Source organism: Pseudomonas sp. NPDC089918 (assembly GCF_050280605.1).
Classification (GTDB): domain Bacteria; phylum Pseudomonadota; class Gammaproteobacteria; order Pseudomonadales; family Pseudomonadaceae; genus Aquipseudomonas.
The window spans coordinates 1-22,456 of the sequence record NZ_JBNNVP010000039.1 but is presented as its reverse complement, the minus strand read 5'-3'; the positions used below and the strand labels follow the sequence as shown (position 1 = coordinate 22,456).

Below are 22,456 nucleotides of genomic sequence, written 5' to 3'. Positions count from 1 at the left end.
GACCGGACCATGCAAACTCGTGACGATATTTTCAATACCCTGCGCGATGCTCTGGTCGAACTCTTCGAGCTGGAGCCCGAGCGCATCAGTCTGGGGTCCAACCTGTATCAGGATCTGGAAATCGACAGCATCGATGCGGTCGACCTGATCGATCACATCAAACGCCAGACCGGCAAGAAAATCGCTGCCGAAGAATTCAAATCGGTGCGTACCGTCAGCGACGTGGTCGAGGCGGTCTACCGCCTGGTTCAACCAGCCGCATGAGCCGACTGATCGGCCTCGGCCTGCTGCTGGCAGGCCTGTTGTACCCCTTTGCGGTGTATTTCGGCATGGAGCATTTTGCCCCGTGGCAGTTCGGTCTGCTGCTGGGCAGCCTGTGGCTGGCGCGGGCGCTGACTGGCGAGCGGCGGCCTGGCAGCCTGTGGATGGCCGTGGTCGCCATCGCGTTCTGCCTGTTGCTGGCGCTGTTCGACAGCCCGGTGCTGCTGCGCTGGTACCCGGTGCTGATCAGCGCGTTCATGCTGGCGCTGTTCGGCCTGAGCCTGAAATATGGCCCGCCGATGATTGAACGTCTGGCCCGTCTGCGAGAGCCGGAGTTGCCGGCCAGGGCCATTCGCTACACCCGCCAGGTGACGATTGCCTGGAGCGTGTTTTTTCTCTGCAACGGCTTGTGCGCCGCTGCCCTGACCCTTTGGGCGCCGCTGAGTTGGTGGATGTTGTACACCGGCCTGATCTCCTATGGATTGATCGGCCTGATGTTTGCCATTGAATGGCTGATACGACAACGGGTAAGAGGCCGCCCATGAATTGGATAACACTTGAGCAACTGTTGCTCAAGGCTCAGCCGGACCGTGCCGTGACGGTGGAACCGGCGTTGAATCATGCGCAATTGTGCGAACAGGCTCTGAGCCTGGCTGCCGGCCTGCAAGTGCAAGGCGTACAGCGCATCGCCGTGCACCTTGAGGACGCTGCCGACCTGGCCATTGCCCTGCTCGGCGCCTGGCGTGCCGGGGTCAGCGTACTGTTGCCCGCCGACCTGCAAGCGCAGACTCGCCAGCGCTGGTCGACCGAGGTCGATCTGTGGCTGACCGATCAGGCTACCGACGCGCACCTGAGCGATTATCGGCATCCACCGCTGCCGGCCAACCCGCTGGATCTGGATTGCTGTCAACTGAGCCTGTGCACCTCCGGTTCCAGTGGTGAACCCAAGCGTATCGACAAAACCCTGCGCCAATTGGCCAATGAAGTCGAAGCGCTGGAGCATCTGTGGGGCGCAGATCTGGGCGACGCCTGCATCATCGGCAGCGTCGCCACGCAGCACATCTACGGGTTGCTGTTTCGGGTCCTGTGGCCGTTGTGCGCCGGGCGCTCGTTCGTCCGCAAGCAATTGGCCTTCCCGGAAGACTTGCAGCGCGCCAGCCGCGAACACCCGGTCTTCGCCTGGGTCGCCAGCCCGGCGCTGCTCAAGCGCATGGGCGACAACCTCGACTGGCCAGCACTGGGCGCGGTGCGCCGAGTGTTTTCCTCCGGTGGCGCGCTGCCCGCCGAAGCGGCGAAAAGCCTGCATGAGCGCCTGCAACAATGGCCGACAGAAATCTTCGGCAGTTCGGAAACCGGCGGCATCGCCTGGCGTCAGGGCCAGCATCTCTGGCAGCCCTTCGCCGATGTTGCGCTGAGCCAGGACAGCGATGGCGCCCTGCTTATCGCCTCACCGTACTTGCCTGCCGGCCATATTGAACACACCGCCGATGCCGCGCGCATCGCCGCCGACGGCCGTTTCGAGCTGTTGGGTCGGCTGGACCGAATCGTCAAACTGGAAGAAAAACGTATTTCGCTACCGATGCTTGAACAAGCACTGATGGCTCACGACTGGGTCGCCGAAGCGCGTCTCGGTGTGGTTCAGGAAAACCGCGCTTCATTAGGGGCGCTGCTGGTACTCAGCGAGCGAGGCCTGCGTGCCTTGCGCAATCAGGGTCGACGCAGCCTTACTCAAGTCTTGCGTCAGCATCTGAGTCAACATTGTGAAACGCTGGCCCTGCCACGCCGCTGGCGCTTGTTGCGGCAGCTACCGCTGAACGCGCAAGGCAAACTGCCCCAGGCCGAGGTGGAAGCCTTGCTGCTGGCACCCCGTCCAAAAGCGCCGGAAGTGCTGGAGCAGCTCGAAGTCGATGGCGAGTGGAGCCTGCAACTGGCGGTCCCGCCAGACCTGGCGTATTTCAGCGGCCACTTTCCCCGAGCGCCGGTATTGCCAGGTGTGGTGCAGGTGGATTGGGCATTGAGCCTGGGCCAGCAATTGATGAATCTGCCGGCAAAATTTTCCGGTATGGAAGTGCTGAAATTCCAGCAACTGGTACGCCCCGGTGATGAAATCCAGCTGCACCTGCGCTTCGACTCGGCGCGCAGCAAATTGTATTTCGCCTATCGCAATGAAACCGCCACCTGCTCCAGTGGGCGGATTTTGCTGGAGGCGTCAAGCGATGCATAACCTGTGGCGAGGGAGCTTGCTCCCGCTGGGCTGCGAAGCGGCCCCCAAATCAACCAACGCAGACTTCATTGCGAGCGCTTCGCACTCGAACGGGAGCAAGCTCCCTCGCCACAGTAAGCGCCTTCAAAACAAGGGTTCTGTGGAGGTTTCTGATCATGCATAACCCCTGCGCAATCATCCCGGTCTACAACCACGAAACCGCAATCACCGCCGTGGTCGATGCGCTGCTTGCCAGCGGCTTGCCCTGCATTCTGGTGGACGATGCCAGCAGTCCTGCCTGCGCCAAGGTGCTTGACCAACTGGCCCGGCGAGACCGGGTTTACCTGATCAGGCTCACCGTCAATCAAGGCAAGGGCGGCGCGGTGATGACCGGCTTGCGCGAAGCTTCGCGCCTGGGCTTCAGCCACGCATTGCAGGTGGACGCCGACGGCCAGCACGACCTGCAAGACGTTAAAGTCTTCATCGAACATTCACGCGCCCACCCCGACGCGGTGATTTGCGGTTATCCGCAATACGACGCCAGCGTGCCGAAGGGCCGTTTATACGCCCGCTACCTGACCCATGTGATGGTCTGGATCAACACCCTGTCATTGCAGATTCGCGACTCCATGTGCGGCTTCCGTGTCTACCCATTGCCACCGACCCTGGCACTGATCGACTCGGCCAGGATCGGCAAGCGCATGGACTTCGACTCCGACATCCTGGTGCGCCTGGCCTGGCGCAATCAGCCGATGCAGTGGCTGAAAACCAGGGTTCATTACCCTCTGGATGGCGTCTCGCATTTCCGTCTGTTCCACGACAATGTACTGATTTCGAGCATGCACACCCGGCTGTTCTTCGGCATGTTGCTGCGCGCACCGGTAATCCTCTGGCGACGGTGGCGAGCATGAGCGACAACGCAGACAAACAGCACTGGGCCGACCGCCAGGAGCGCGGCAGCTTCTGGTTGATGAAGTTCACTGCGCTTTGCGCAAAAGTCTTGGGTCGCCGACTGCTGAGCCCGCTGCTGTACGGCATCGTGCTGTACTTTTTCCTGTTCGGACGCAGCGCCCGCCAAAGCGCCTGGCAATACCAGCAGCGGCTTGCCGACTGGAGCGGTCGCAGCGAGTTGCGCCCGAGCCATTGGCGGGTGTTCGGCCAGTTCATGGCCTTCGCCGATTCCATGCTCGACAAACTCGATGTGTGGAACGGCAAGCTGAGCATCGATCAAATCGAAATCATCGACCCGGCGCTGCTGCGCAATAAACTGCGCGGCACACGCGGGCAAATGCTGGTAGGCGCGCACTTGGGCAATCTCGAAGTCTGCCGGGCGCTGGCCGAGATTGGCGAGAAAGTCACCATGAACGTGCTGGTGCACACCAAGCACGCCGAACAATTCAACCGCCTGCTGGGTGAAGCCGGGGCGACCAATCTGCGGCTGATCCAGGTCAGCGAGCTGGACCCGGTGATCATGCTGCAATTGCATGAACGCCTGGAGCGCGGCGAATGGCTGGCGATTGCCGGCGACCGCGTGCCGCTGCATGGCGGACGCAGCGTGAGCGTGGATTTCCTCGGTCATCAAGCCGCGTTTCCTCAGGGCCCATGGTTGCTGGCCGGTCTGCTGAAATGCCCGATCAACCTGATGCTGTGCCTGAAGAAACCCACTGGCGACTATCGACTGACCCTCGAACCGTTCGCCGACGCCATCGTGTGGAAACGCAGCGACCGCGAACAGGTCATTCATCAGTGGGCCTCCCGCTATGCCGAACGCCTGGGTCACTATTGCCTCGAAGCACCCCAACAATGGTTCAACTTTTACCCTTTCTGGAAGACCGATGACGACGCCAACGCTTGAGCCGGTAACCTTCGGCGAACTCCCTTTGCGCATCGAAGACGTGCTGGCCCTGGCCAACCGTCAGGTGCCGACGCAGTTGCAGGGCGACCCCGAGTTTCGCCAGCGCATCGCCAAGGGCCCGCAATTCCTTGATTCCCTGTTGGACAAGGAAGGCGTGATCTATGGCGTGACCACCGGTTATGGCGATTCCTGTGTGGTGGCGGTGCCGCTGCACCACGTCGAAGCCCTGCCCCGTCATCTGTATACCTTCCACGGTTGCGGCCTGGGTAAACTGCTCGACGCCCAAGCCACCCGCGCGGTGCTGGCGGCGCGTTTGCAATCGCTTTGCCAAGGCGTTTCCGGAGTACGCGTGGAACTGCTGGAGCGCCTGCAAGCCTTCCTCGAATACGACATTCTGCCGCTGATTCCGGAAGAAGGTTCGGTGGGCGCCAGCGGTGATCTGACGCCGCTGTCCTACGTTGCCGCGACCTTGTCCGGCGAGCGCGAAGTGATGTTCCGCGGTGAGCGTCGACAAGCCGCCGATGTGCACAGCGAACTCGGCTGGGAACCGCTGGTATTGCGCCCCAAAGAAGCGCTGGCGCTGATGAACGGCACCGCCGTGATGACCGGCCTCGCCTGCCTGGCTTATGCGCGCGCTGATTACCTGCTGCAACTGGCCACGCGCATCACCGCGCTGAACGTGGTCGCCCTGCAAGGCAACCCGGAGCACTTCGACGAGCGTCTGTTCGCCACCAAACCCCATCCCGGGCAGATGCAAGTCGCTGCGTGGTTGCGCAAGGATCTGGCGATCGATGCGCCGACCGCGCCACTGCATCGCCTGCAAGACCGCTATTCCCTGCGTTGTGCGCCGCACGTGCTCGGTGTGCTGGCCGACAGCCTGAACTGGCTGCGCTCTTTCATCGAGATCGAACTGAACAGCGCCAACGACAACCCGATTATCGACGCCGAAGCCGAACGCGTGCTGCACGGCGGGCACTTCTACGGCGGCCATATCGCGTTCGCCATGGACAGTCTGAAAACCCTGGTGGCGAACGTCGCCGACTTGCTCGACCGCCAGCTCGCGCTGCTGGTGGACGAGCGTTACAACCATGGCTTGCCGAGCAACCTGTCTGGCGCCACCGCCGATCGCGCGATGCTCAATCACGGCTTCAAGGCGGTGCAGATCGGCACCAGCGCCTGGACCGCCGAAGCCCTGAAAAACACCATGCCGGCCAGCGTCTTCTCGCGCTCCACCGAGTGCCACAACCAGGACAAAGTCAGCATGGGCACCATCGCCGCCCGCGACGCCATCCGCGTACTGGAGCTGACCGAACAGGTCGCCGCCGCCACGCTGCTGGCCGCCAACCAAGGCGTCTGGCTGCGCGGCCAGGCTAAAGACGCGCGGCCACTGCCACCAGCACTGGCCGCGATGCACGAAGAGTTGGTCAAGGACTTCCCGCCGGTCATCGAAGACCGTGCCCTGGAAGGCGAATTGCGCCTGTGCCTGCAGCGCATCGCCGAACAACACTGGAGGCTGCATGCGTAGCAAGGGAGTGCTGCACACCGACACGGAAATCCTCGTACCGTTCTTTGACGTCGACACCATGAACGTGGTCTGGCACGGCCATTACGTCAAATACCTGGAGGTCGCCCGCTGTGCGCTGCTGGACAAGATCGGCCACAACTACGACGCCATGGTGGCATCGGGTTACGCGTGGCCGGTGATCGACTTGCAGCTGCGCTATGTGCGCGGCGCGGTGTTCGGCCAGAAGCTGAATGTGCGCGCCAGCCTGGTGGAGTGGGAAAACCGCCTGAAGATCAATTACCTGATCAGCGATCTGGCCACCGGCGAACGCCTGACCCGCGCCTGTTCCGTGCAGGTCGCCGTCGACATGAGCAGCCGCGAAATGCAGCTGGCTTCACCGAAGGTTTTCACCGATGCGGTTGAAAGGATGCTGCCATGAATTCGCTCCTCAAATGCCTTGGCGCTTTAGCGTTGCTCGGGCTCTCATCATTGGCGCAGGCCTTCGATCTGCAACAGCTCAGCGATCAACTGGTCAAACCCGATGTGATCCACGGCAGCTTCATCCAGGAAAAACACCTGCGCGCCCTGCCCCAGCCGCTGACCAGCAAGGGCACCTTCGTTCTGGCAAAGAACCATGGTCTGCTCTGGCTGCTGAAAACCCCGCTGCAACAGGACTACCGCATCAGCGACAAAGGCATTGCCCGGCGCGATGCCAGCGGCTGGCAAATGCTGCCGAACAAGAGTGCCGGCGCCGAACAGAACCGCTTGTTCCTCGCGGTGCTGCAAGGCGACAGCAGCGGCCTGCAACGGGATTTCGAGCTTTCGCTGAGCGGCGATGCACAGCGCTGGAAGCTGACCCTGACCCCGCGCTCGATGCTGCTCAAGCAGGTGTTCAATCAGATCAACATTGACGGCGGCGAACTGGTGCATAGCATCGAGCTGCTCGAAACCCAGGGAGACCGAACCCTGTTGCGCATGCAGGACAGCACCAGCGCACAACCATTGAGCGACGCGGAGCAACATGACTTTGCCGAGTGAACGGATGCTGCCGCGGCTGTTTCTGGTCCTGCTGCTGGCGGTGCTCGCGCTCGCCGGCTGGCAATGGCGTGACGGTGCACCGCTGTCGGCCAACCTGATGGAACTGGTGCCAGGCACCGCGCCGGACGCGCTGGAACTGCGCGCCGAACAACGCATGCAAGAACCGTTGAACCGGGAAATGCTGGTACTGGTCGGCCATAAAGACCGCCAGCAAGCCATCGCCATGGCGCAAAAACTCGGCGAGCAATGGCAGGCCAGCGGCGTCTTCGAAAAGGTCCAGTGGAACCTGCAAGCCGACTTGCCCGCATTGCGCAGCCAATTGCTGCAAGGCCGACTGGCGATGCTGTCCGCGGCCGACCGGCAGCAACTCATCGAGCACCCTGACGCCTTTATCCAGCAACGGGTACAAGCCCTGTTCGACCCGTTCACCGGCTTCAGCCTGGTACCGAGCCAGGACGACTGGCTCGGCCTGACCGGGCGCATCCAGAACAGCCAGCCACAACACGGCTCGGTGCAACTGGACATCGGCAGCGGTACGCTGGTTGCCGATGCCGACGGTAAGAGTTGGGTGATGCTGCGGGCGCGAACCGCCGGCAACGCGTTCGACATGAACCTGCCGCTGCAAGTGGCTGACCTGTTGCAACACAGTCGCGAAGAAGCCGCCCGGTCGGATGTGCAACTCCTCGCCGCCAGTGGCCTGCTGTATGCCGCTAGCGGTCAACGGCAAGCCGCGCGCGAAATGACTTGGGTCGGCGGCGGCGCCACGGTCGGGATTCTGTTGCTGCTGTTGCTGGCCTTCCGGCGTTGGCGAGTGTTGTTGGCGTTCGTCCCGGTGCTGGTGGGCATGTTGTTCGGTGCTGTGGCCTGCGTGGCGCTGTTCGGCCACATGCATGTGATGACGCTGGTGCTGGGCTCAAGCCTGATCGGCGTGGCGGTGGATTACCCACTGCATTACCTGTCCAAAAGCTGGAGCCTGAAACCCTGGCACAGCTGGCCGGCGTTACGCCTGACCCTACCGGGGCTGACGCTGAGCCTGATCACTAGTTGCATCGGCTACCTGGCCCTGGCCTGGACGCCGTTCCCGGCCCTGACCCAAATTGCCGTGTTCTCCGCCGCCGGCCTGCTTGGCGCCTACCTGTCGGCAGTGTGCCTGCTGCCGGCGCTCCTCAAGGGCGTGGTTCTGCGCCCGGCGCAATGGCCGATGCGCGTCGCCGAAAAGTTGCTGGAGCTGCGAGAATCGCTGCTGAAATACTTGCGCACGCCAGTGCTGCTGGCATTGCTGATCGCCTTCTGTGTCGGCGGTCTGTTGCAGTTGCAGAGCAAAAACGATATTCGCCAATGGGTCGGCACACCGCAGCAACTGACTGACGAAGCCCAGACCATCGCACGCATCACCGGCTATCAACCTACCAGCCAGTTTTTCCTGGTGCGCGCGGCCAATCAGCAGGCGTTGCTCGAACGCCTGACGGCACTGAGCGAGCGCCTGGATCAACTGGTCAATCTGGAAAAACTTCAGGGCTATCTATCGCTCAATCAACTGGTCAGCCAGCCGAGCGAACAGCGCAAAGTGCGTGAAGCACTGAGCAAGCTGCCGCAGTTCTGGCAACCGTTGCTCGCCCTCGGCGTGCCGGCCGCCGCGTTGCAAGCCGAGCTGGCAACGTTGCAGGCGCTGCCCACCAAAGACATCGACACAGCGCTGGCCGGCCCATTGGCCGAGCCCTACCGCACCCTGTGGCTGGGGCCGACTGAGGACGGCGTGGCCGCAATGGTCAGCCTGCAAGGCTTGAACAATCCCACGCTGTTGCGGGTCCAGGCGCTGGACTTGCCGGGTGTAGAACTGGTGGATCGCCTCGGCGAACTGAACCAGGTTTTCGCCGCCACTCAAATCAGCGCCGCTGAATTGAAACTCGCCTCCTGCGTGTTGATCGTGCTGGTGCTGATCCTGCCATTCGGTTTCGGTGGCGCGCTGCGAATCGTCTCCCTGCCGCTGCTGGCGGCCCTGTGCAGCCTGGCAAGCCTCGGTTGGCTCGGTCAGCCGCTGACATTGTTCAGCCTGTTCGGCCTGTTGCTGGTGACGGCCATCAGCGTCGATTACGCGATCCTCATGCGCGAACAGATCGGCGGCGCCGCGGCGAGTCTGCTGGGCACCTTGCTGGCAGCGGTGACCACTTGGCTGTCGTTTGGCCTGTTGGCGGTGTCCAGCACGCCAGCGGTGAGCAACTTCGGCCTGTCGGTGAGCCTCGGCCTGGCGTTCAGTTTCATCCTGGCGCCATGGGCCGGACGCCAAGTCCATGCCGCCCCAGTTACGGAGCCGGCAGCATGATGGTCGCGGTGTTCTGGGTGATGGCCCTGGTGTTGTTCGCCGTGGCCACTCGTATCGGTCGTCATTTCGGTCTGATTCCGATCGTCAGCCAGTTGCTGCTGGCGACCTTCGGCCTGCCGTTGTTGATGTACTTCTGGATCGAACCGAGCTGGCACCTGAGCGGTGCCGACCTGATCTCGCCGGGCTGGCTGAAGAACCTCTACAGCCTGAGCTTTGCCTTGCTGCTGGGGCACATTCTCAGCGACGTGATCGACCTGCGCCTGGAGCGCCAGAGCCTGAAAATCGCCCTGCCGAGTTTCTGTATTCCGTTCGCCTGCGGGCTGGCGACAGCGTTCTGGCTGTTGCCGCCGCAGCCGTGGATCAGCTCGCTGGCGGTCGGTCTGCTGTTCGCCATCACCGCAATTCCGGTGTTGTATCTGTACCTGCGACACATCAACTACCCGCCCGCCGCCACCCGGCGTCTGGTGCAAACCGCGATCCTGATCGACCTGACCTGCTGGACCCTGTTCGCGTTCGCCCAGGGCAGCCTGCACCTGAGTAGCCTCTTGCTGCCGCTGGCCGGCGCCTGTCTGCCGTTGTTGCTGCGCCTGCTCGGGTTGCGCCAACCGTTGCTGCACAGCGGCTGCTTCTTCGCGCTGCTGGTGGTCGCCGAACACTTCAAACTCAATGCGCTGATTTTCGGTATCGGCTATCTGCTGTGCATGGCCGCGCTCAAGGTGCCATTGGTGCTGCCATTGTCGGCGGCGTGGATGAGCCGTTTGCAGACCTGGATCGCCATCCCGCTGATCCTCACGTTCGGCATCGTGCAGATCAACGTGCACAGCGCCATCGACAGTCTCGGCGGGATGCAACTGACCGCGCTCCTGCTGTTGCCAATCACCAGCAAACTGTTGGGCAACTGGCTGGGCCTCGGCTGGGCTGGCGCCTCGTTTGAAGGTGCCAGCCGCTGGCGGGAAAGCCTTTTACTGAATATTCGCGGCTTGAGCGAGATCGTCTTTCTCAACCTGCTGCTGCAACAACAGCTCATCAGCCCGGCGCTGTACTTCGCGCTGATGTTGATGGGCCTGATCGCAACCCTGCTGCCGGCACTCGCCGGCATGCACCGAATCCCTTTGAACATCGCCGCCCCGGCAAGGAGCACCCGTGCCAACAGTTGAAATGGAACGTCGTCAGGTACTGGTGATCGGCGCTGGCCCCTCGGGCGCCATCGCCGCCGCGCTGCTCAAGCGTAAAGGTCATGATGTGCTGATGATCGAGCGTCAGCATTTCCCACGGTTTTCCATCGGTGAAAGCCTGCTGTCCCACTGCCTGGATTTCGTCGAAGAAGCCGGCATGCTCGAGGCGGTAAATGCTGCTGGTTTCCAGCGCAAAAACGGCGCAGCGTTCGCTTGGGGCGATCAGTACAGCACCTTCGATTTCGGCGACACGTTCACCAACGGCAAGCCGACGACGTTCCAGGTCCAGCGCGCCGACTTCGACAAGCTGCTGGCCGATCAGGCTGAGCTGCAAGGTGTCGATGTCCGTTACGGCGAAGCCATCGTCAGCGCCGATTTCAGCCTGCCGAAACCGCAGCTCGACGTACTTCGCGAAGACGGTAGCCAATACCGCGTCGAAGCCGACTTCGTGCTCGATGCCAGCGGCTACGGTCGCGTGCTGCCGCGCTTGCTCGACCTTGAAGCACCGTCGAATTTCCCGGTGCGCCAGGCCGTGTTCACCCACGTCGAAGACTGTATCGACAACCCGGCTTTCGACCGGGAGAAAATCCTCATCACCACCCATCCGACCCAGCGTGATATCTGGTTCTGGACCATCCCGTTCAGCAACGGCCGTTGCTCGGTGGGCGTGGTGGCAGCCGCCGAACACTTTGCAGGCCGCACCGAGAATCTGGACGACTGCCTGCGCGGCTTCATTGCTGAAACGCCGAGCCTGGCCGGAGTGCTGAACAATGCCGTGTGGGATACGCCCGCACGGACCATCGGCGGTTATTCGGCCAACGTCAAAACCCTCCACGGCCCAGGTTTCGCCCTGCTGGGCAACGCGGCGGAATTTCTCGACCCGGTGTTCTCCTCCGGTGTGACCATCGCCATGCGTTCGGCAAGCATGGCCGCCGGGGTGCTGCACCGCCAACTGCAAGGTGAAAGCGTCAACTGGCAGACCGAGTTCGCCGAACCGCTCAAGCGCGGCGTCGACACCTTCCGTTGCTACGTCGAGGGCTGGTACGCCGGGACCTTTCAGGATGTGATTTTCTATCAGGGCGGCGCAGCGGAAATCCGCCGCATGATCAGCTCGATCCTCGCGGGTTACGCCTGGGATGAGCGCAACCCGTTTGTCAGCGAACCCAAACGTCGACTGCGGATGATCTCGGACCTGTGCGCACAGGACCCGACATGAGTTACTTGAGCGACAACTACGTCGAAGAAACCCGTTTCGGTTTCTGGTTTCTGCGCAGTCACACCTGGCAGCACCATGTATTGCGAGTGGCGATCAATGATTTGCGCGACCTGTTCAGCGCGCCATTGCCCGCCAACCCGGTATTGCTGGATGCCGGTTGCGGCCAGGGCAAGTCGTTCCAGTACCTGCGCCAGACCTTCGCGCCTCAACGCCTGATCGGGCTGGATGCCGATCCTCACAGCCTGAACCTGAGCGGTGAAGAAGCGACTCGTCAGGGCATGGATGTAGAACTGATCGGCAGTGACTGCGCGAGCATCAACGTGCCGGACGCCAGCGTCGATCTGCTGTTCTGTCATCAGACCTTCCATCACCTTGTCGAGCAGGATCAGGCCCTGGCCGAGTTCTATCGGGTGCTCAAGCCGGGCGGCTATTTGCTGTTCGCCGAGTCCACCGAGGCTTACATTGATACGTGGGTGATTCGCTGGCTGTTCCGCCACCCGATGCACGTGCAGAAGAGCGCCGCCGGCTACCTGGACATGATTCGTCGGCAGGGTTTTGAATTCGGCCCGCAGAACGTGTCTTACCCTTACTTGTGGTGGAGTCGCGCCAAGGATTTCGGCCTGCTCGAACGCTTCGGCTTGCGCCAGCCAAAACCCTTTGGCCAACGGGAAGAAACCCTGGTCAATGTAGTCGCGCGCAAGCCTCTTGAAGGGTATGCCTGATGATCCGTTTCCTGCTTCTGGGTTGTGTCCTGTTGCTGAGCGCTTGCGCCAGCCAGGCACCGCTGCCCGAGCGAACCCCGAACCTGGCGTTGCCGCTGCAACTGCACATCGAACGGCAGATGGCCGAACAGCGTCAGGACTGGCTGCTGGTGATCCAGCGTGAAGGCCCAGGCATTCGCTGGTCGATGATGGACCCTTTGGGGATTCCCGTGGCACGGCAGAAACTGATCGATGGCCAATGGCAGGCCGACGGTCTGCTGCCGCCCAATCCGGAAGCCCGGGAGCTGTTCGCTGCCTTGTTGTTTGCGCTGACCCCTGCGGGCGAGTTGCATCGCAACTATCCCCTCGCCCGGCAGGATGGCGGGCAACGGTCTTTGTCACCACGCTGGAACATCCGCTATTCACAACCACTGAGCTTTGAATTGAACGTATCCCAAGGCCCGCACTATCGCGTCACTCCGTTAGGCGAGCACACGCCATGACGGCTTATCTGAATGCCCTCGGGGTAATCTGCGCCCTGGGCCGCGACAAGCAGGAAGTTGCCCGTAACCTGTTTGCCGGCGATTGCTCGGGTATGCGTAGCGAGGCCGGCTGGGTCGTGGAACGCTCGCTGCCGGTCGCGGCGGTGCGCGGCGAACTGGCGCCGATTCCGCCTGAGCTGGCGCATCAAAGCAGTCGCAACAATCAATTGTTGCTGGAGGCTGCGCTGCAAATTCGCGAAGACATCGAGCAGGCGATCCAGACCTACGGCCGCGACCGTATCGGCGTCATCCTGGGCACCAGCACCTCGGGCATTCACGAAGCCAGCAGCGGTCTGGCCCATTACATCCGCGAGCATCAGTTCCCTGCCGATTATGACTATCAGCAACAGGAACTCGGCGCACCGGCGACGTTTCTCGCCGACTGGCTGCAATTGAGCGGCCCGGCCTATGTGATTTCCACCGCCTGCACCTCCAGCGCCCGCGCGCTGATGAGCGCCCAACGACTGCTGGACCTGGGCATGTGCGACGCCGTGTTGTGCGGCGGTGTCGACAGTTTGTGCAAGCTGACCCTCAACGGTTTCTCGGCCCTGGAAGCGGTGTCCGAGCAGCGCTGCAATCCGTTTTCAGCCAACCGCAACGGCATCAATATCGGCGAAGCGGCGGTGCTGTTTTTGATGAGCAAAAGCGCCGGCAACAGCCAACCGATTGCCCTGCTGGGCAGTGGCGCCAGCTCCGATGCACATCATATTTCCGCGCCGGAACCGACCGGCCGTGGCGCCCTGCAAGCGATGCGCAAAGCCTTGAGCCGCGCAAGTCTGCAACCGCAGCAGATCGGTTATCTGAACCTGCACGGCACCGCCACCCAACACAACGACGCCATGGAAAGCCTGGCCGTGACGACACTATTCCCGCAAGGCGTGCCCTGCTCGTCGACCAAACCGATGACCGGCCATACCCTCGGCGCTGCCGGTGCCCTGGAAGCGGCGTTCTGCTGGTTGAGCCTGAGCGTGGACAACCGCGAGCACGCCCTGCCGCCCCACGTCTGGGACGGCCAGCCCGACCCCGAATTGCCGGCCCTGCACTGGGTGACCCCGACTGACCACCTGACGTCCATTGCACCTCGCTACCTGATGAGCAATTCCTTTGCCTTCGGTGGCAATAACGTCAGCCTGATTATCGGAGACGCTCCATGATTACCTGGCCGCTCGCCGAACTGCTGCCGCATGCCGGCGACATGATCCTCATCGAGCAGATCCTGTCGTTCGATGACGAACAGATTCACACCCGACTCACCGTCAAACCCGGCGGCCTGTTCAATCGCCCCGACGGCAGCCTGCCGGCCTGGGTCGGCATCGAGCTGATGGCCCAGAGCGTCGCTGCGTACGCCGGCTGCCATGCGCGCCAGAAAGGTAATGCCGTGGAGCTGGGTTTCCTGCTCGGCACCCGTAAATTCGAATGCAACGTGGAACACTTCCCCGCCGGCACCGAGTTGACCATCCATGGAATACGCTCGCTGGAAGACGACAACGGCATGGGTGTGTTCGAATGCCACCTCACTGCCCCCGGCATCCACGCCACAGCCCGGCTGAACGTGTTTCGCCCGCCTCAGGCCGCGCAATATCTTCATGAACCCCAAGGAGTCGAGTGATGACTGAATCCGTACTGGTCACCGGCTCCAGCCGTGGTATTGGCCGCGCCATCGCGTTGCGTCTGGCCCGGGCCGGGCATGACATCGTGCTGCACTGCCGCAGCGGTCTCGCGGACGCCGAAGCCGTCAAGGTCGAAGTCGAAGCCTTGGGCCGTAACGCGCGCATCCTGCAATTTGACGTGTCCGACCGCGCCAGTTGCAAAGCTATTCTTGAAGCCGACGTCGAAGCCCACGGCGCCTATTATGGCGTGGTGCTCAACGCCGGCCTGACCCGCGACGGTGCTTTCCCGGCCCTGAGCGAGGAGGATTGGGATCTGGTGATGCGCACCAACCTCGACGGTTTCTACAACGTGCTGCACCCGGTGATGATGCCGATGATCCGTCGTCGCGCCGCCGGACGGATTGTCTGCATCACTTCGGTTTCCGGGTTGATCGGCAATCGCGGGCAAGTCAATTACAGCGCGTCCAAGGCCGGTTTGATCGGCGCAGCCAAGGCGTTGGCGATCGAACTGGGCAAGCGCAAAATCACCGTCAACTGTGTCGCACCCGGCCTGATCGACACGGCGATGCTCGATGAAAACGTGCCGGTGGAAGAACTGATGAAAATGATCCCCGCACAACGCATGGGCACCCCGGAAGAGGTAGCCGGTGCAGTGAATTTCCTGATGTCGGCGGAAGCGTCGTACATCACCCGGCAGGTTCTGGCCGTCAATGGAGGCCTGTGCTGATGAAGCGCGTCGTCGTCACCGGCATGGCCGGCATCACCTCACTGGGCAGCGACTGGGACACCATCGCCGCCAACTTCGCCGCCAACCGCAGCGGCATCCGCCGCATGGACGAGTGGGATCGTTTTACCGAACTCAGCACACGCCTGGCCGGGCCGATCGATGACTTCAAAGTGCCGAGCCACTGGACCCGCAAGCAACTGCGCAGCATGGGCCGCGTCTCACGCCTGGCCGTGGGCGCTGCTGAACAAGCGTTGGCGGACGCCGGGCTGCTGGGTGACGAGTCGATCAAGGACGGGCGCATGGGCGTTTCCTGCGGCTCGTCCACCGGCAGCACCGACGAGATCAAGGCGTTCGGCAATATGCTGCTCAACTCGGTGGCCGAAGGCCTGAACGCCAACTCCTACGTGCGGATGATGCCGCACACCACGGCGGCCAATGTCAGCATCTTCTTCGGCCTCACCGGCCGACTGATCCCCACCTCCAGCGCCTGCACCAGCGGCAGCCAAGGCATCGGTTACGCCTACGAATCAATCAAGTTCGGCCGCCTGCCACTGATGCTCGCCGGCGGCGCCGAAGAGCTGTGCCCGACCGAAGCCATGGTGTTCGATGCGCTCTACGCCACCAGCCTGAAAAACGATGCCCCGCAAACCAGCCCTCGCCCTTACGACACCGGCCGCGATGGCCTGGTGATCGGTGAAGGCGGCGGCATGCTGGTGCTCGAAGAGCTCGAACACGCCCTGGCACGCGGTGCCCGCATCCACGCTGAGATCGTCGGTTTCGGCAGCAACGCCGACGGTCAGCACGCCACCCGTCCGGAGCAGCTCACCATGCGTCGAGCCATGGAGCTGGCACTGGAAGACGCCGGGCTGCAGCCTTCGGCCATCGGCTATGTGAATGGCCATGGCACCGCTACAGAACAGGGCGACATTGCCGAAACACTGGCCACCAGCGCGTTGTTCGGCGAACACATGCCGATCAGTTCGCAGAAGAGTTTCCTCGGCCACACCCTGGGGGCCTGCGGCGCGCTGGAGTCCTGGTTCAGCATCGAAATGATGAACCGCGACCAGTACGTGCACACCTTCAACCTCGATGAGGTCGATCCGAAGTGCGGCACACTCGATTACCTGCGCGGTGAATTCCGGCAGATGAGCAATGAGTACGTGATGAACAACAATTTCGCTTTTGGTGGGGTCAACACCTCGTTGATTTTCCGCCGCTGGTCGTAATCGAATAACTCAGGGTCAAGGAGACCTTCATGCACTTCAAGAAACTCGCTGCCGCCGCCACCCTGCTGATCTGCGCATTGCCGAGCATCAGCCAGGCCCGTGACACTGCGGTCTATCTGCCTTTTGACAAAGCCGTCGCCGAAGCAACCCGCGCCGGCAAAATCGATGGCAGCGTGAAGTTCTACCTGGCAGGCAATACACCGACTGGCAACGTCACCGTCCTCAGCACGGGTGCCGTGACCAATAAGAAAACCAACGCCTTCAACAAGTCTGACGAAGTGGCCTGCGAATGGGTCGCGCAATCGGCAATCATCAGCCTGCACCAGGCCGCGAAGAACGCCGGCGCCAACGCCGTGACCAACATCGTCAGCTTCTACAAGAAAAATGAGCGCAAGGATGCCAAGACCTATGAGTGCCACGCTGGGGCGCTCATGGCGGGCGTTGCGCTGAAAGGGGATTTGGCGAAGGTTCAGTAACACTAGAAACGACAAAGGGCGCCTTTCGGCGCCCTTTCACAAACAGGTCGGCTTGTCATTGCCCTTTACCTGTCTGGCTCTGCGATGGCTGGTTGCCCAGGATCCTCAGAGTCTCACAAGCCCCTTTCGGGAACGTCAGCAGTATTGCTTTAAATTGAACGGACGACAACGGCTGGCAATTCGCCGGTCGCGCCACCCTTAGTGCCATCACAGACCCAGAGCGCTACGTACTGCGGCTTTGATTGCAAAAAACTCATCTGTTGCAAGTTGTGAAATGAGATAAACACGCTTTCCCTGACGATCCCGACTTTTGATCCGGTCCAGTCTGGAGAGACTTACCGTCGCAACCATGTCGCATTTTGCCCAGCAGATCGGACTGGCTCCATGCAGATGGTTCGCAAGCTTCAGATGATGGTCAAGTACACAGTCCGGGGCGGTGGTGCTCAGGGGTACGACTGTCACCAACAAACTATTGGTCCTGTGTTTGCGAATTACGACAACAGGTCTGACCTTGATCATCTCGGGGACTTCATAACCCCTGAAGTCGCAAATCAGTACGCTGCCTTCCTTGGGTTGATATCGAAGTGGCATCCATGACACTCATCGAAAAAAAACGATTCTGCGCAAGAATCAGGTAAATAACCAAGGCAGATCCGTAACCTGAAATGTCCCTCTTTCGGGCGCTCGCAGTCATGGCATTAACGGTTCAACCTTACGCGTCAGCAACTCCACAAACGCCTTGGCCATCGGAGATTTCTGATCCTTGCGCTGCACCAGCCACACGGCCGACACCGCTTCCGGATCCAGCAACGGGCGGTAGACCACGCCATCAATACGCATCCGCTGATACGACGCCGGCAACACCGACACTCCCAAACCTGCCGCCACCAACCCGATAATCGTCATCGCCTCGCCAGCCTCTTGCGCGAAGTGCGGGCTGAAACCGGCATCCCGTGCCAGGCTGAGCAGCTGTGCGTACAAACCACTGCCATAGCTGCGCGGGAAAAATACGAATGGTTCGAGGGCTAGCGCCGAGAGGAATAAACCTTCTTCGCTGCCATTCACCAGCGGATGCTTGGAGCTGAGCACCGCCACCAGTGGCTCACGCATCAATTCCACTACGCTGAGCGAGTCCGGCAGCCCAAGCGGCCGCATGATGCCGACTTCGATTGATTCGTCCACCAATGCATCAGCCACTTGGGTACTGCTCATTTCCCGCAGGTTCAGGTGGACTGCCGGGAAGCGCTGGCGAAACGAGAAAATCGCTTGGGGAATGGTCGAGTTGAACGGTGCCGACGAGGTGAAGCCGATCTTTAGTTCCCCCAACTCACCGAGTTGTGCCCGCCGTGCAACATCGGCCGCTTTGTCGACCTGAGCCAACACCAACCGCGCCTCTTCCAGAAACAGCCGACCGGCCTCGCTGAGTTCGACCCGACGATTGGTACGCTCGAAAAGCCGCGCGCCGACCTCCTGCTCCAGCGCCTGAATCTGCTGGCTCAGCGGCGGTTGCGAGATGCCCAGCACTTGGGCGGCGCGGCCGAAATGCAGTTCTTCGGCGACGGCGATGAAGTAGCGCAGGTGGCGCAATTCCATGAAAACTCCATTAGGTCGTTAAACCTATCAAACAGGTCGAACAATATATTGGATTGAATCATTAGCCAGCTATATGATTTTTTCATTGCCTGACCGGCTGCGCCCCTCCGAGGTCTGAAGTGAAAACTGCTGTCGCCCCACTCGCCCATGAAATTCCGCCCACTGCGCTGGATGATGTCGTCGCCGAGCGAAGCGAGATCTACATCGAAAAAGGCACGCCGATGTTCATGCGCACGGTGCTGGCGCTGTTCTCGGGCGGCTTCGCGACCTTCGCCCTGCTGTATTGCGTGCAGCCGATGATGCCGTTGCTGTCCCACGAATTTTCCATCAATGCTGCGCAGAGCAGCCTGATCCTGTCGGTGGCCACCGGCATGCTCGCCATCGGCTTGCTGATCACCGGCCCCATCTCTGATCGCATCGGGCGTAAACCGGTGATGGTCGCCGCGCTGTTCGCCGCCGCTCTCTGCACCATGGCCAGCGCAATGATCCCGAGCTGGCAAGGCGTGCTGGTGATGCGGGCGCTGGTGGGGTTGTCGTTGAGCGGTCTGGCGGCGGTCGCGATGACTTACCTGAGCGAAGAAATCCATCCGCAGCACCTTGGCCTGGCCATGGGCTTGTACATCGGTGGCAACGCTATTGGCGGCATGTGCGGGCGGTTGATCGTCGGGGTATTGATCGACTTCGTCAGCTGGCACACGGCGATGCTGGTCATCGGTGGCCTGGCGCTGATTGCCGCAGCGGTGTTCTGGAAAATCCTCCCGAAATCGCGCAACTTCCGCGCCCGCTCGTTGCATCCGCGCAGCCTGCTCGACGGCTTCACCATGCACTTTCGCGATGCAGGTCTACCACTGCTGTTCCTTGAGGCGTTCGTGCTGATGGGTGCGTTCGTCACGCTGTTCAATTACATCGGTTATCGCCTGCTGGCCGAGCCGTACCACATGGACCAGGCCTTCGTCGGGTTGCTCTCGGTGGTGTACCTGTCGGGCATCTACAGCTCGGCGAAAATCGGCGCCCTGGCCGACCAGCTCGGCCGGCGCAAAGTGCTCTGGGCAACCATCGTGCTGATGATCGCTGGCCTCGCCCTGACCATGCTCACGCCGTTGCCGGTGGTGATCATTGGCATGCTGATCTTCACCTTTGGCTTCTTCGGCGCGCATTCAGTGGCCAGTAGCTGGATTGGTCGCCGAGCGATCAAGGCCAGAGGACAGGCGTCGTCGCTGTACCTGTTCAGCTATTACGCCGGGTCGAGTATCGCGGGTACAGCGGGCGGCGTGGCCTGGCACTTGGGTGGCTGGAACGGGATCGGGTTGTTTATTGGCGGGTTGTTGGTGATTGCGCTGTTGGTGGCATTGAAACTGGCGAAATTGCCGCCGTTGGGCGATGTGAAGGCTTGACGCAAAACCATGTGGGAGTGGGCTTGCTCGCGAAAGCGGTGGATCAGTCGACATCGATGTTGAATGTTCAACCGCTTTCGCGAGCAAGCCCGCTCCCACATTGACCGAGTACTACCTGATGTCTCATACAAAAACGCCCGGCAAAGCCAGGCGTTTTTTATTGGGCCACGATCACTCGTGATACTGCGCCGACAGTTCATGCACCGCGCGCAGGAAGGCGCCAGCATGTTCTGGGTCAACTTCCGGGGTGATGCCATGACCGAGGTTAAACACGTGGCCGCTGCCCTTGCCGTAGCTGGCGAGAATGCGACCAACTTCGGCGCGAATGGCTTCAGGTTTCGCGTAGAGCACGGTCGGGTCCATGTTGCCTTGCAGGGCGACTTTGTTGCCGACGCGCTGGCGTGCTTCACCAATGTCGCAGGTCCAGTCCAGGCCCAGCGCATCCGCGCCGGCGTCGGCAATGCTTTCCAGCCACAGGCCGCCGTTCTTGGTGAACAGGATGACCGGCACTTTGCGGCCTTCGTGCTCGCGGATCAGGCCGCTGACGATTTTGCGCATGTAGGCCAGGGAGAATTCCTGGTAGGCCGCTGCGGAGAGGTTACCGCCCCAGGTGTCGAAGATCTGCACCGCTTGCGCGCCGGCCATGATCTGGCCGTTGAGGTACGAAGTGACCGACTGTGCGAGCTTGTCCAGCAGCAGGTGCATGGCTTGCGGGTTGTCGTAGAGCATGGCTTTGGTCTTGCGGAAGTCTTTCGACGAGCCGCCTTCGACCATGTAGGTCGCCAACGTCCATGGGCTACCGGAGAAGCCGATCAGCGGCACGCGGCCGTTCAGTTCACGACGGATGGTGCTGACCGCATCCATGACGTAGCCGAGATCTTTGTGCGGATCAGGAATCGGCAGGGCTTCGATGTCGGCCAGGGTGCTGATGACTTTCTTGAAGCGCGGACCTTCACCGGTCTCGAAATACAGGCCTTGGCCCATGGCATCGGGGATGGTCAGGATGTCGGAGAAGAGGATCGCCGCGTCCAGTTGCGGATAGCGGTCGAGCGGCTGCATCGTGACTTCGCAAGCGAACTCCGGGTTCATGCACAGGCTCATGAAGTCACCTGCCTTGGCACGGCTGGCGCGGTATTCAGGCAGGTAGCGACCGGCCTGACGCATCATCCACACAGGGGTGACGTCTACGGGTTGCTTGAGCAGGGCGCGAAGGAAACGGTCGTTCTTCAGGGCAGTCATGTCGGCATCCGGAAAAAAAGTGCGGGCATTTTCTCAGAGCCGGGCGCAAAAGGCACGGCAAGAGCCGCTCCTTTTGTCTATCGGGTCAATTTGTCGCGGTGGAATGCGCTGTTTAGCAACACTGAGAAACAACTGTGGGAGCGAGCCTGCTCGCGATGACGGAGTGTCAGCCAATACATCTGGTGACTGATACACCGCTATCGCGAGCAGGCTCGCTCCCACAGGGTTACTGCATTTCAGCTCAGGAATCGGGGTTACACGCCCAGGTAATCCAGGATCCCTTCAGCGGCATTGCGGCCTTCGAAGATCGCCGTTACCACCAGGTCGGAACCGCGCACCATGTCGCCACCGGCGAAGATTTTCGGGTTGCTGGTCTGGTGTTTGTACTGGCCTTGTTCCGGTGCCACGACGCGGCCCTGGCTGTCAGTCTGAATGCTGAACTGCTCGAACCACGACGCCGGGCTTGGACGGAAGCCGAAGGCGATGACCACGGCGTCAGCCGGAATGATCTCTTCGGAACCCGGGATCGGCTCGGGGCTGCGACGGCCACGGGCGTCCGGCTCGCCGAGACGGGTCTCGACCACTTTCACACCTTCGACGCGGTCTTCACCGACGATCGCAATCGGCTGGCGGTTGTAGAGGAATTTCACGCCTTCTTCCTTGGCGTTCTTCACCTCTTTGCGCGAGCCCGGCATGTTCGCTTCGTCGCGACGATAGGCACAGGTCACCGACTTGGCGCCCTGGCGAATCGAAGTACGGTTGCAGTCCATCGCTGTGTCGCCACCACCCAGTACCACGACCTTCTTGCCTTTCATGTCGACGAAATCTTCCGGCGACTTTTCAAAGCCCAGGTTGCGGTTGACGTTGGCGATCAGGAAGTCCAGCGCGTCATACACGCCCGGCAGATCCTCACCGGCAAAGCCGCCCTTCATGTAGGTGTAGGTGCCCATGCCCATGAACACGGCATCGTATTCTTCGAGCAGTTGCTCGATGGTCACGTCCTTGCCGATTTCGGTGTTCAGGCGGAACTCGATGCCCATGCCGGTGAAGACTTCGCGGCGATTGCTCAGCACGGTCTTTTCCAGCTTGAACTCGGGGATGCCGAAGGTCAGCAGACCGCCGATTTCCGGGTTCTTGTCGAACACCACCGGGGTCACGCCGCCACGTACCAGCACGTCGGCACAGCCCAGGCCCGCAGGGCCCGCACCGATCACCGCAACACGCTTGCCGGTCGGTTTGACCTTGGACATGTCCGGGCGCCAGCCCATGGCGAACGCGGCAAAGCCTCACCGTTCGACGCATTGCAGCGCTGGCTCCCCAAACTGGTTTTGGCGCCAAGCATGCTGATCGTCCTGGTTGGTTTTTACGGTTAC

General features: G+C 61.4%; 22 protein-coding genes and 1 pseudogene. 19 read left to right on the top strand and 4 right to left on the bottom strand.

Annotated elements, in window-relative coordinates:
- Window positions 1-9: 9 nt before the first annotated feature.
- From ACQKPC_RS23495 to ACQKPC_RS23410, 18 genes are all read left to right on the top strand, one after another.
- On the top strand, window positions 10-264 hold the full coding sequence (locus tag ACQKPC_RS23495) for an acyl carrier protein (protein ID WP_007903178.1): 255 nt from the start codon (window positions 10-12) through the stop codon (window positions 262-264).
- Complete coding sequence (locus ACQKPC_RS23490; protein WP_007903177.1) at window positions 261-806, top strand: hypothetical protein; 546 nt, start codon at window positions 261-263, stop codon at window positions 804-806. The genes ACQKPC_RS23495 and ACQKPC_RS23490 overlap by 4 nt, the downstream gene beginning before the upstream one ends.
- Entirely contained in the window at window positions 803-2,485 is a 1,683-nt protein-coding gene (locus ACQKPC_RS23485; protein WP_427626643.1) for an AMP-binding protein, read from the top strand. The genes ACQKPC_RS23490 and ACQKPC_RS23485 overlap by 4 nt, the downstream gene beginning before the upstream one ends.
- Window positions 2,486-2,640: 155 nt before the next feature.
- On the top strand, window positions 2,641-3,375 hold the full coding sequence (locus ACQKPC_RS23480) for a glycosyltransferase family 2 protein (protein WP_123499899.1): 735 nt from the start codon (window positions 2,641-2,643) through the stop codon (window positions 3,373-3,375).
- A complete protein-coding gene (locus ACQKPC_RS23475; protein ID WP_063341798.1) occupies window positions 3,372-4,319 on the top strand; it encodes a glycosyl transferase in 948 nt (315 codons plus the stop codon). Before ACQKPC_RS23480 ends, ACQKPC_RS23475 begins: the two co-directional genes overlap by 4 nt.
- On the top strand, window positions 4,300-5,844 hold the full coding sequence (locus ACQKPC_RS23470; protein ID WP_427626640.1) for an HAL/PAL/TAL family ammonia-lyase: 1,545 nt from the start codon (window positions 4,300-4,302) through the stop codon (window positions 5,842-5,844). Before ACQKPC_RS23475 ends, ACQKPC_RS23470 begins: the two co-directional genes overlap by 20 nt.
- Complete coding sequence (locus tag ACQKPC_RS23465; protein ID WP_218397074.1) at window positions 5,837-6,262, top strand: acyl-CoA thioesterase; 426 nt, start codon at window positions 5,837-5,839, stop codon at window positions 6,260-6,262. The genes ACQKPC_RS23470 and ACQKPC_RS23465 overlap by 8 nt, the downstream gene beginning before the upstream one ends.
- On the top strand, window positions 6,259-6,861 hold the full coding sequence (locus ACQKPC_RS23460; RefSeq protein ID WP_427626638.1) for an outer membrane lipoprotein carrier protein LolA: 603 nt from the start codon (window positions 6,259-6,261) through the stop codon (window positions 6,859-6,861). The genes ACQKPC_RS23465 and ACQKPC_RS23460 overlap by 4 nt, the downstream gene beginning before the upstream one ends.
- On the top strand, window positions 6,845-9,184 hold the full coding sequence (locus tag ACQKPC_RS23455) for an MMPL family transporter (RefSeq protein WP_427626636.1): 2,340 nt from the start codon (window positions 6,845-6,847) through the stop codon (window positions 9,182-9,184). The genes ACQKPC_RS23460 and ACQKPC_RS23455 overlap by 17 nt, the downstream gene beginning before the upstream one ends.
- A complete protein-coding gene (locus ACQKPC_RS23450) occupies window positions 9,181-10,341 on the top strand; it encodes a sodium:proton antiporter (protein ID WP_427626634.1) in 1,161 nt (386 codons plus the stop codon). Before ACQKPC_RS23455 ends, ACQKPC_RS23450 begins: the two co-directional genes overlap by 4 nt.
- Window positions 10,328-11,575, top strand: a complete 1,248-nt coding sequence (locus tag ACQKPC_RS23445) for an NAD(P)/FAD-dependent oxidoreductase (RefSeq protein WP_427626632.1) — start codon at window positions 10,328-10,330, stop codon at window positions 11,573-11,575. Before ACQKPC_RS23450 ends, ACQKPC_RS23445 begins: the two co-directional genes overlap by 14 nt.
- Window positions 11,572-12,297 (top strand): class I SAM-dependent methyltransferase, encoded by a 726-nt coding sequence (locus ACQKPC_RS23440; protein ID WP_427626630.1) that lies wholly within the window; start codon window positions 11,572-11,574, stop codon window positions 12,295-12,297. Before ACQKPC_RS23445 ends, ACQKPC_RS23440 begins: the two co-directional genes overlap by 4 nt.
- Entirely contained in the window at window positions 12,297-12,779 is a 483-nt protein-coding gene (locus tag ACQKPC_RS23435; RefSeq protein ID WP_427626628.1) for a hypothetical protein, read from the top strand. Before ACQKPC_RS23440 ends, ACQKPC_RS23435 begins: the two co-directional genes overlap by 1 nt.
- Complete coding sequence (locus tag ACQKPC_RS23430) at window positions 12,776-13,972, top strand: beta-ketoacyl-[acyl-carrier-protein] synthase family protein (protein WP_427626626.1); 1,197 nt, start codon at window positions 12,776-12,778, stop codon at window positions 13,970-13,972. The genes ACQKPC_RS23435 and ACQKPC_RS23430 overlap by 4 nt, the downstream gene beginning before the upstream one ends.
- Entirely contained in the window at window positions 13,969-14,427 is a 459-nt protein-coding gene (locus ACQKPC_RS23425; protein WP_007899158.1) for a hotdog family protein, read from the top strand. Before ACQKPC_RS23430 ends, ACQKPC_RS23425 begins: the two co-directional genes overlap by 4 nt.
- Window positions 14,427-15,155, top strand: a complete 729-nt coding sequence (gene fabG, locus ACQKPC_RS23420; protein ID WP_427626624.1) for a 3-oxoacyl-ACP reductase FabG — start codon at window positions 14,427-14,429, stop codon at window positions 15,153-15,155. Before ACQKPC_RS23425 ends, fabG begins: the two co-directional genes overlap by 1 nt.
- A complete protein-coding gene (locus tag ACQKPC_RS23415; RefSeq protein WP_427626622.1) occupies window positions 15,155-16,381 on the top strand; it encodes a beta-ketoacyl-ACP synthase in 1,227 nt (408 codons plus the stop codon). Before fabG ends, ACQKPC_RS23415 begins: the two co-directional genes overlap by 1 nt.
- Before the next feature lie 29 nt (window positions 16,382-16,410).
- Complete coding sequence (locus ACQKPC_RS23410; protein WP_008067623.1) at window positions 16,411-16,857, top strand: hypothetical protein; 447 nt, start codon at window positions 16,411-16,413, stop codon at window positions 16,855-16,857.
- Between the two features lie 207 nt (window positions 16,858-17,064).
- Here the strand turns inward: ACQKPC_RS23410 and ACQKPC_RS23405 are convergent, their stop codons facing one another.
- Together ACQKPC_RS23405 and ACQKPC_RS23400 are read right to left on the bottom strand one after the other, a co-directional pair.
- Entirely contained in the window at window positions 17,065-17,448 is a 384-nt protein-coding gene (locus tag ACQKPC_RS23405) for a type II toxin-antitoxin system PemK/MazF family toxin (protein WP_427626619.1), read from the bottom strand.
- Between the two features lie 99 nt (window positions 17,449-17,547).
- Window positions 17,548-18,450: a LysR substrate-binding domain-containing protein gene (locus ACQKPC_RS23400; RefSeq protein WP_427626617.1), complete on the bottom strand. Its 903-nt coding sequence runs from the start codon at window positions 18,448-18,450 to the stop codon at window positions 17,548-17,550.
- Between the two features lie 152 nt (window positions 18,451-18,602).
- On the opposite strand from ACQKPC_RS23400, the gene ACQKPC_RS23395 reads away from it, so the two are divergent.
- Window positions 18,603-19,844 carry an MFS transporter gene (locus ACQKPC_RS23395; protein WP_427626677.1) on the top strand — a complete coding sequence of 414 codons (1,242 nt, stop codon included), beginning with the start codon at window positions 18,603-18,605 and terminating at the stop codon, window positions 19,842-19,844.
- 171 nt (window positions 19,845-20,015) lie between these two features.
- On the opposite strand, the gene hemE is transcribed toward ACQKPC_RS23395, so the two are convergent.
- Complete coding sequence (gene hemE, locus ACQKPC_RS23390) at window positions 20,016-21,083, bottom strand: uroporphyrinogen decarboxylase (RefSeq protein ID WP_427626615.1); 1,068 nt, start codon at window positions 21,081-21,083, stop codon at window positions 20,016-20,018.
- 254 nt (window positions 21,084-21,337) lie between these two features.
- Window positions 21,338-22,360, bottom strand: a pseudogene (locus ACQKPC_RS23385) (FAD-dependent oxidoreductase); the annotation flags it as partial.
- Window positions 22,361-22,456: the final 96 nt, after the last annotated feature.

Coding starts and splice junctions, on each gene's coding strand:
- ACQKPC_RS23495 (WP_007903178.1), top strand. CDS start 10: ATGCAAACTCGTGACGATATTTTCAATACCCTGCGCGATGCTCTGGTC.
- ACQKPC_RS23490 (WP_007903177.1), top strand. CDS start 261: ATGAGCCGACTGATCGGCCTCGGCCTGCTGCTGGCAGGCCTGTTGTAC.
- ACQKPC_RS23485 (WP_427626643.1), top strand. CDS start 803: ATGAATTGGATAACACTTGAGCAACTGTTGCTCAAGGCTCAGCCGGAC.
- ACQKPC_RS23480 (WP_123499899.1), top strand. CDS start 2,641: ATGCATAACCCCTGCGCAATCATCCCGGTCTACAACCACGAAACCGCA.
- ACQKPC_RS23475 (WP_063341798.1), top strand. CDS start 3,372: ATGAGCGACAACGCAGACAAACAGCACTGGGCCGACCGCCAGGAGCGC.
- ACQKPC_RS23470 (WP_427626640.1), top strand. CDS start 4,300: ATGACGACGCCAACGCTTGAGCCGGTAACCTTCGGCGAACTCCCTTTG.
- ACQKPC_RS23465 (WP_218397074.1), top strand. CDS start 5,837: ATGCGTAGCAAGGGAGTGCTGCACACCGACACGGAAATCCTCGTACCG.
- ACQKPC_RS23460 (WP_427626638.1), top strand. CDS start 6,259: ATGAATTCGCTCCTCAAATGCCTTGGCGCTTTAGCGTTGCTCGGGCTC.
- ACQKPC_RS23455 (WP_427626636.1), top strand. CDS start 6,845: ATGACTTTGCCGAGTGAACGGATGCTGCCGCGGCTGTTTCTGGTCCTG.
- ACQKPC_RS23450 (WP_427626634.1), top strand. CDS start 9,181: ATGATGGTCGCGGTGTTCTGGGTGATGGCCCTGGTGTTGTTCGCCGTG.
- ACQKPC_RS23440 (WP_427626630.1), top strand. CDS start 11,572: ATGAGTTACTTGAGCGACAACTACGTCGAAGAAACCCGTTTCGGTTTC.
- ACQKPC_RS23435 (WP_427626628.1), top strand. CDS start 12,297: ATGATCCGTTTCCTGCTTCTGGGTTGTGTCCTGTTGCTGAGCGCTTGC.
- ACQKPC_RS23430 (WP_427626626.1), top strand. CDS start 12,776: ATGACGGCTTATCTGAATGCCCTCGGGGTAATCTGCGCCCTGGGCCGC.
- ACQKPC_RS23425 (WP_007899158.1), top strand. CDS start 13,969: ATGATTACCTGGCCGCTCGCCGAACTGCTGCCGCATGCCGGCGACATG.
- fabG (WP_427626624.1), top strand. CDS start 14,427: ATGACTGAATCCGTACTGGTCACCGGCTCCAGCCGTGGTATTGGCCGC.
- ACQKPC_RS23415 (WP_427626622.1), top strand. CDS start 15,155: ATGAAGCGCGTCGTCGTCACCGGCATGGCCGGCATCACCTCACTGGGC.
- ACQKPC_RS23410 (WP_008067623.1), top strand. CDS start 16,411: ATGCACTTCAAGAAACTCGCTGCCGCCGCCACCCTGCTGATCTGCGCA.
- ACQKPC_RS23405 (WP_427626619.1), bottom strand. CDS start 17,448: ATGCCACTTCGATATCAACCCAAGGAAGGCAGCGTACTGATTTGCGAC.
- ACQKPC_RS23400 (WP_427626617.1), bottom strand. CDS start 18,450: ATGGAATTGCGCCACCTGCGCTACTTCATCGCCGTCGCCGAAGAACTG.
- hemE (WP_427626615.1), bottom strand. CDS start 21,083: ATGACTGCCCTGAAGAACGACCGTTTCCTTCGCGCCCTGCTCAAGCAA.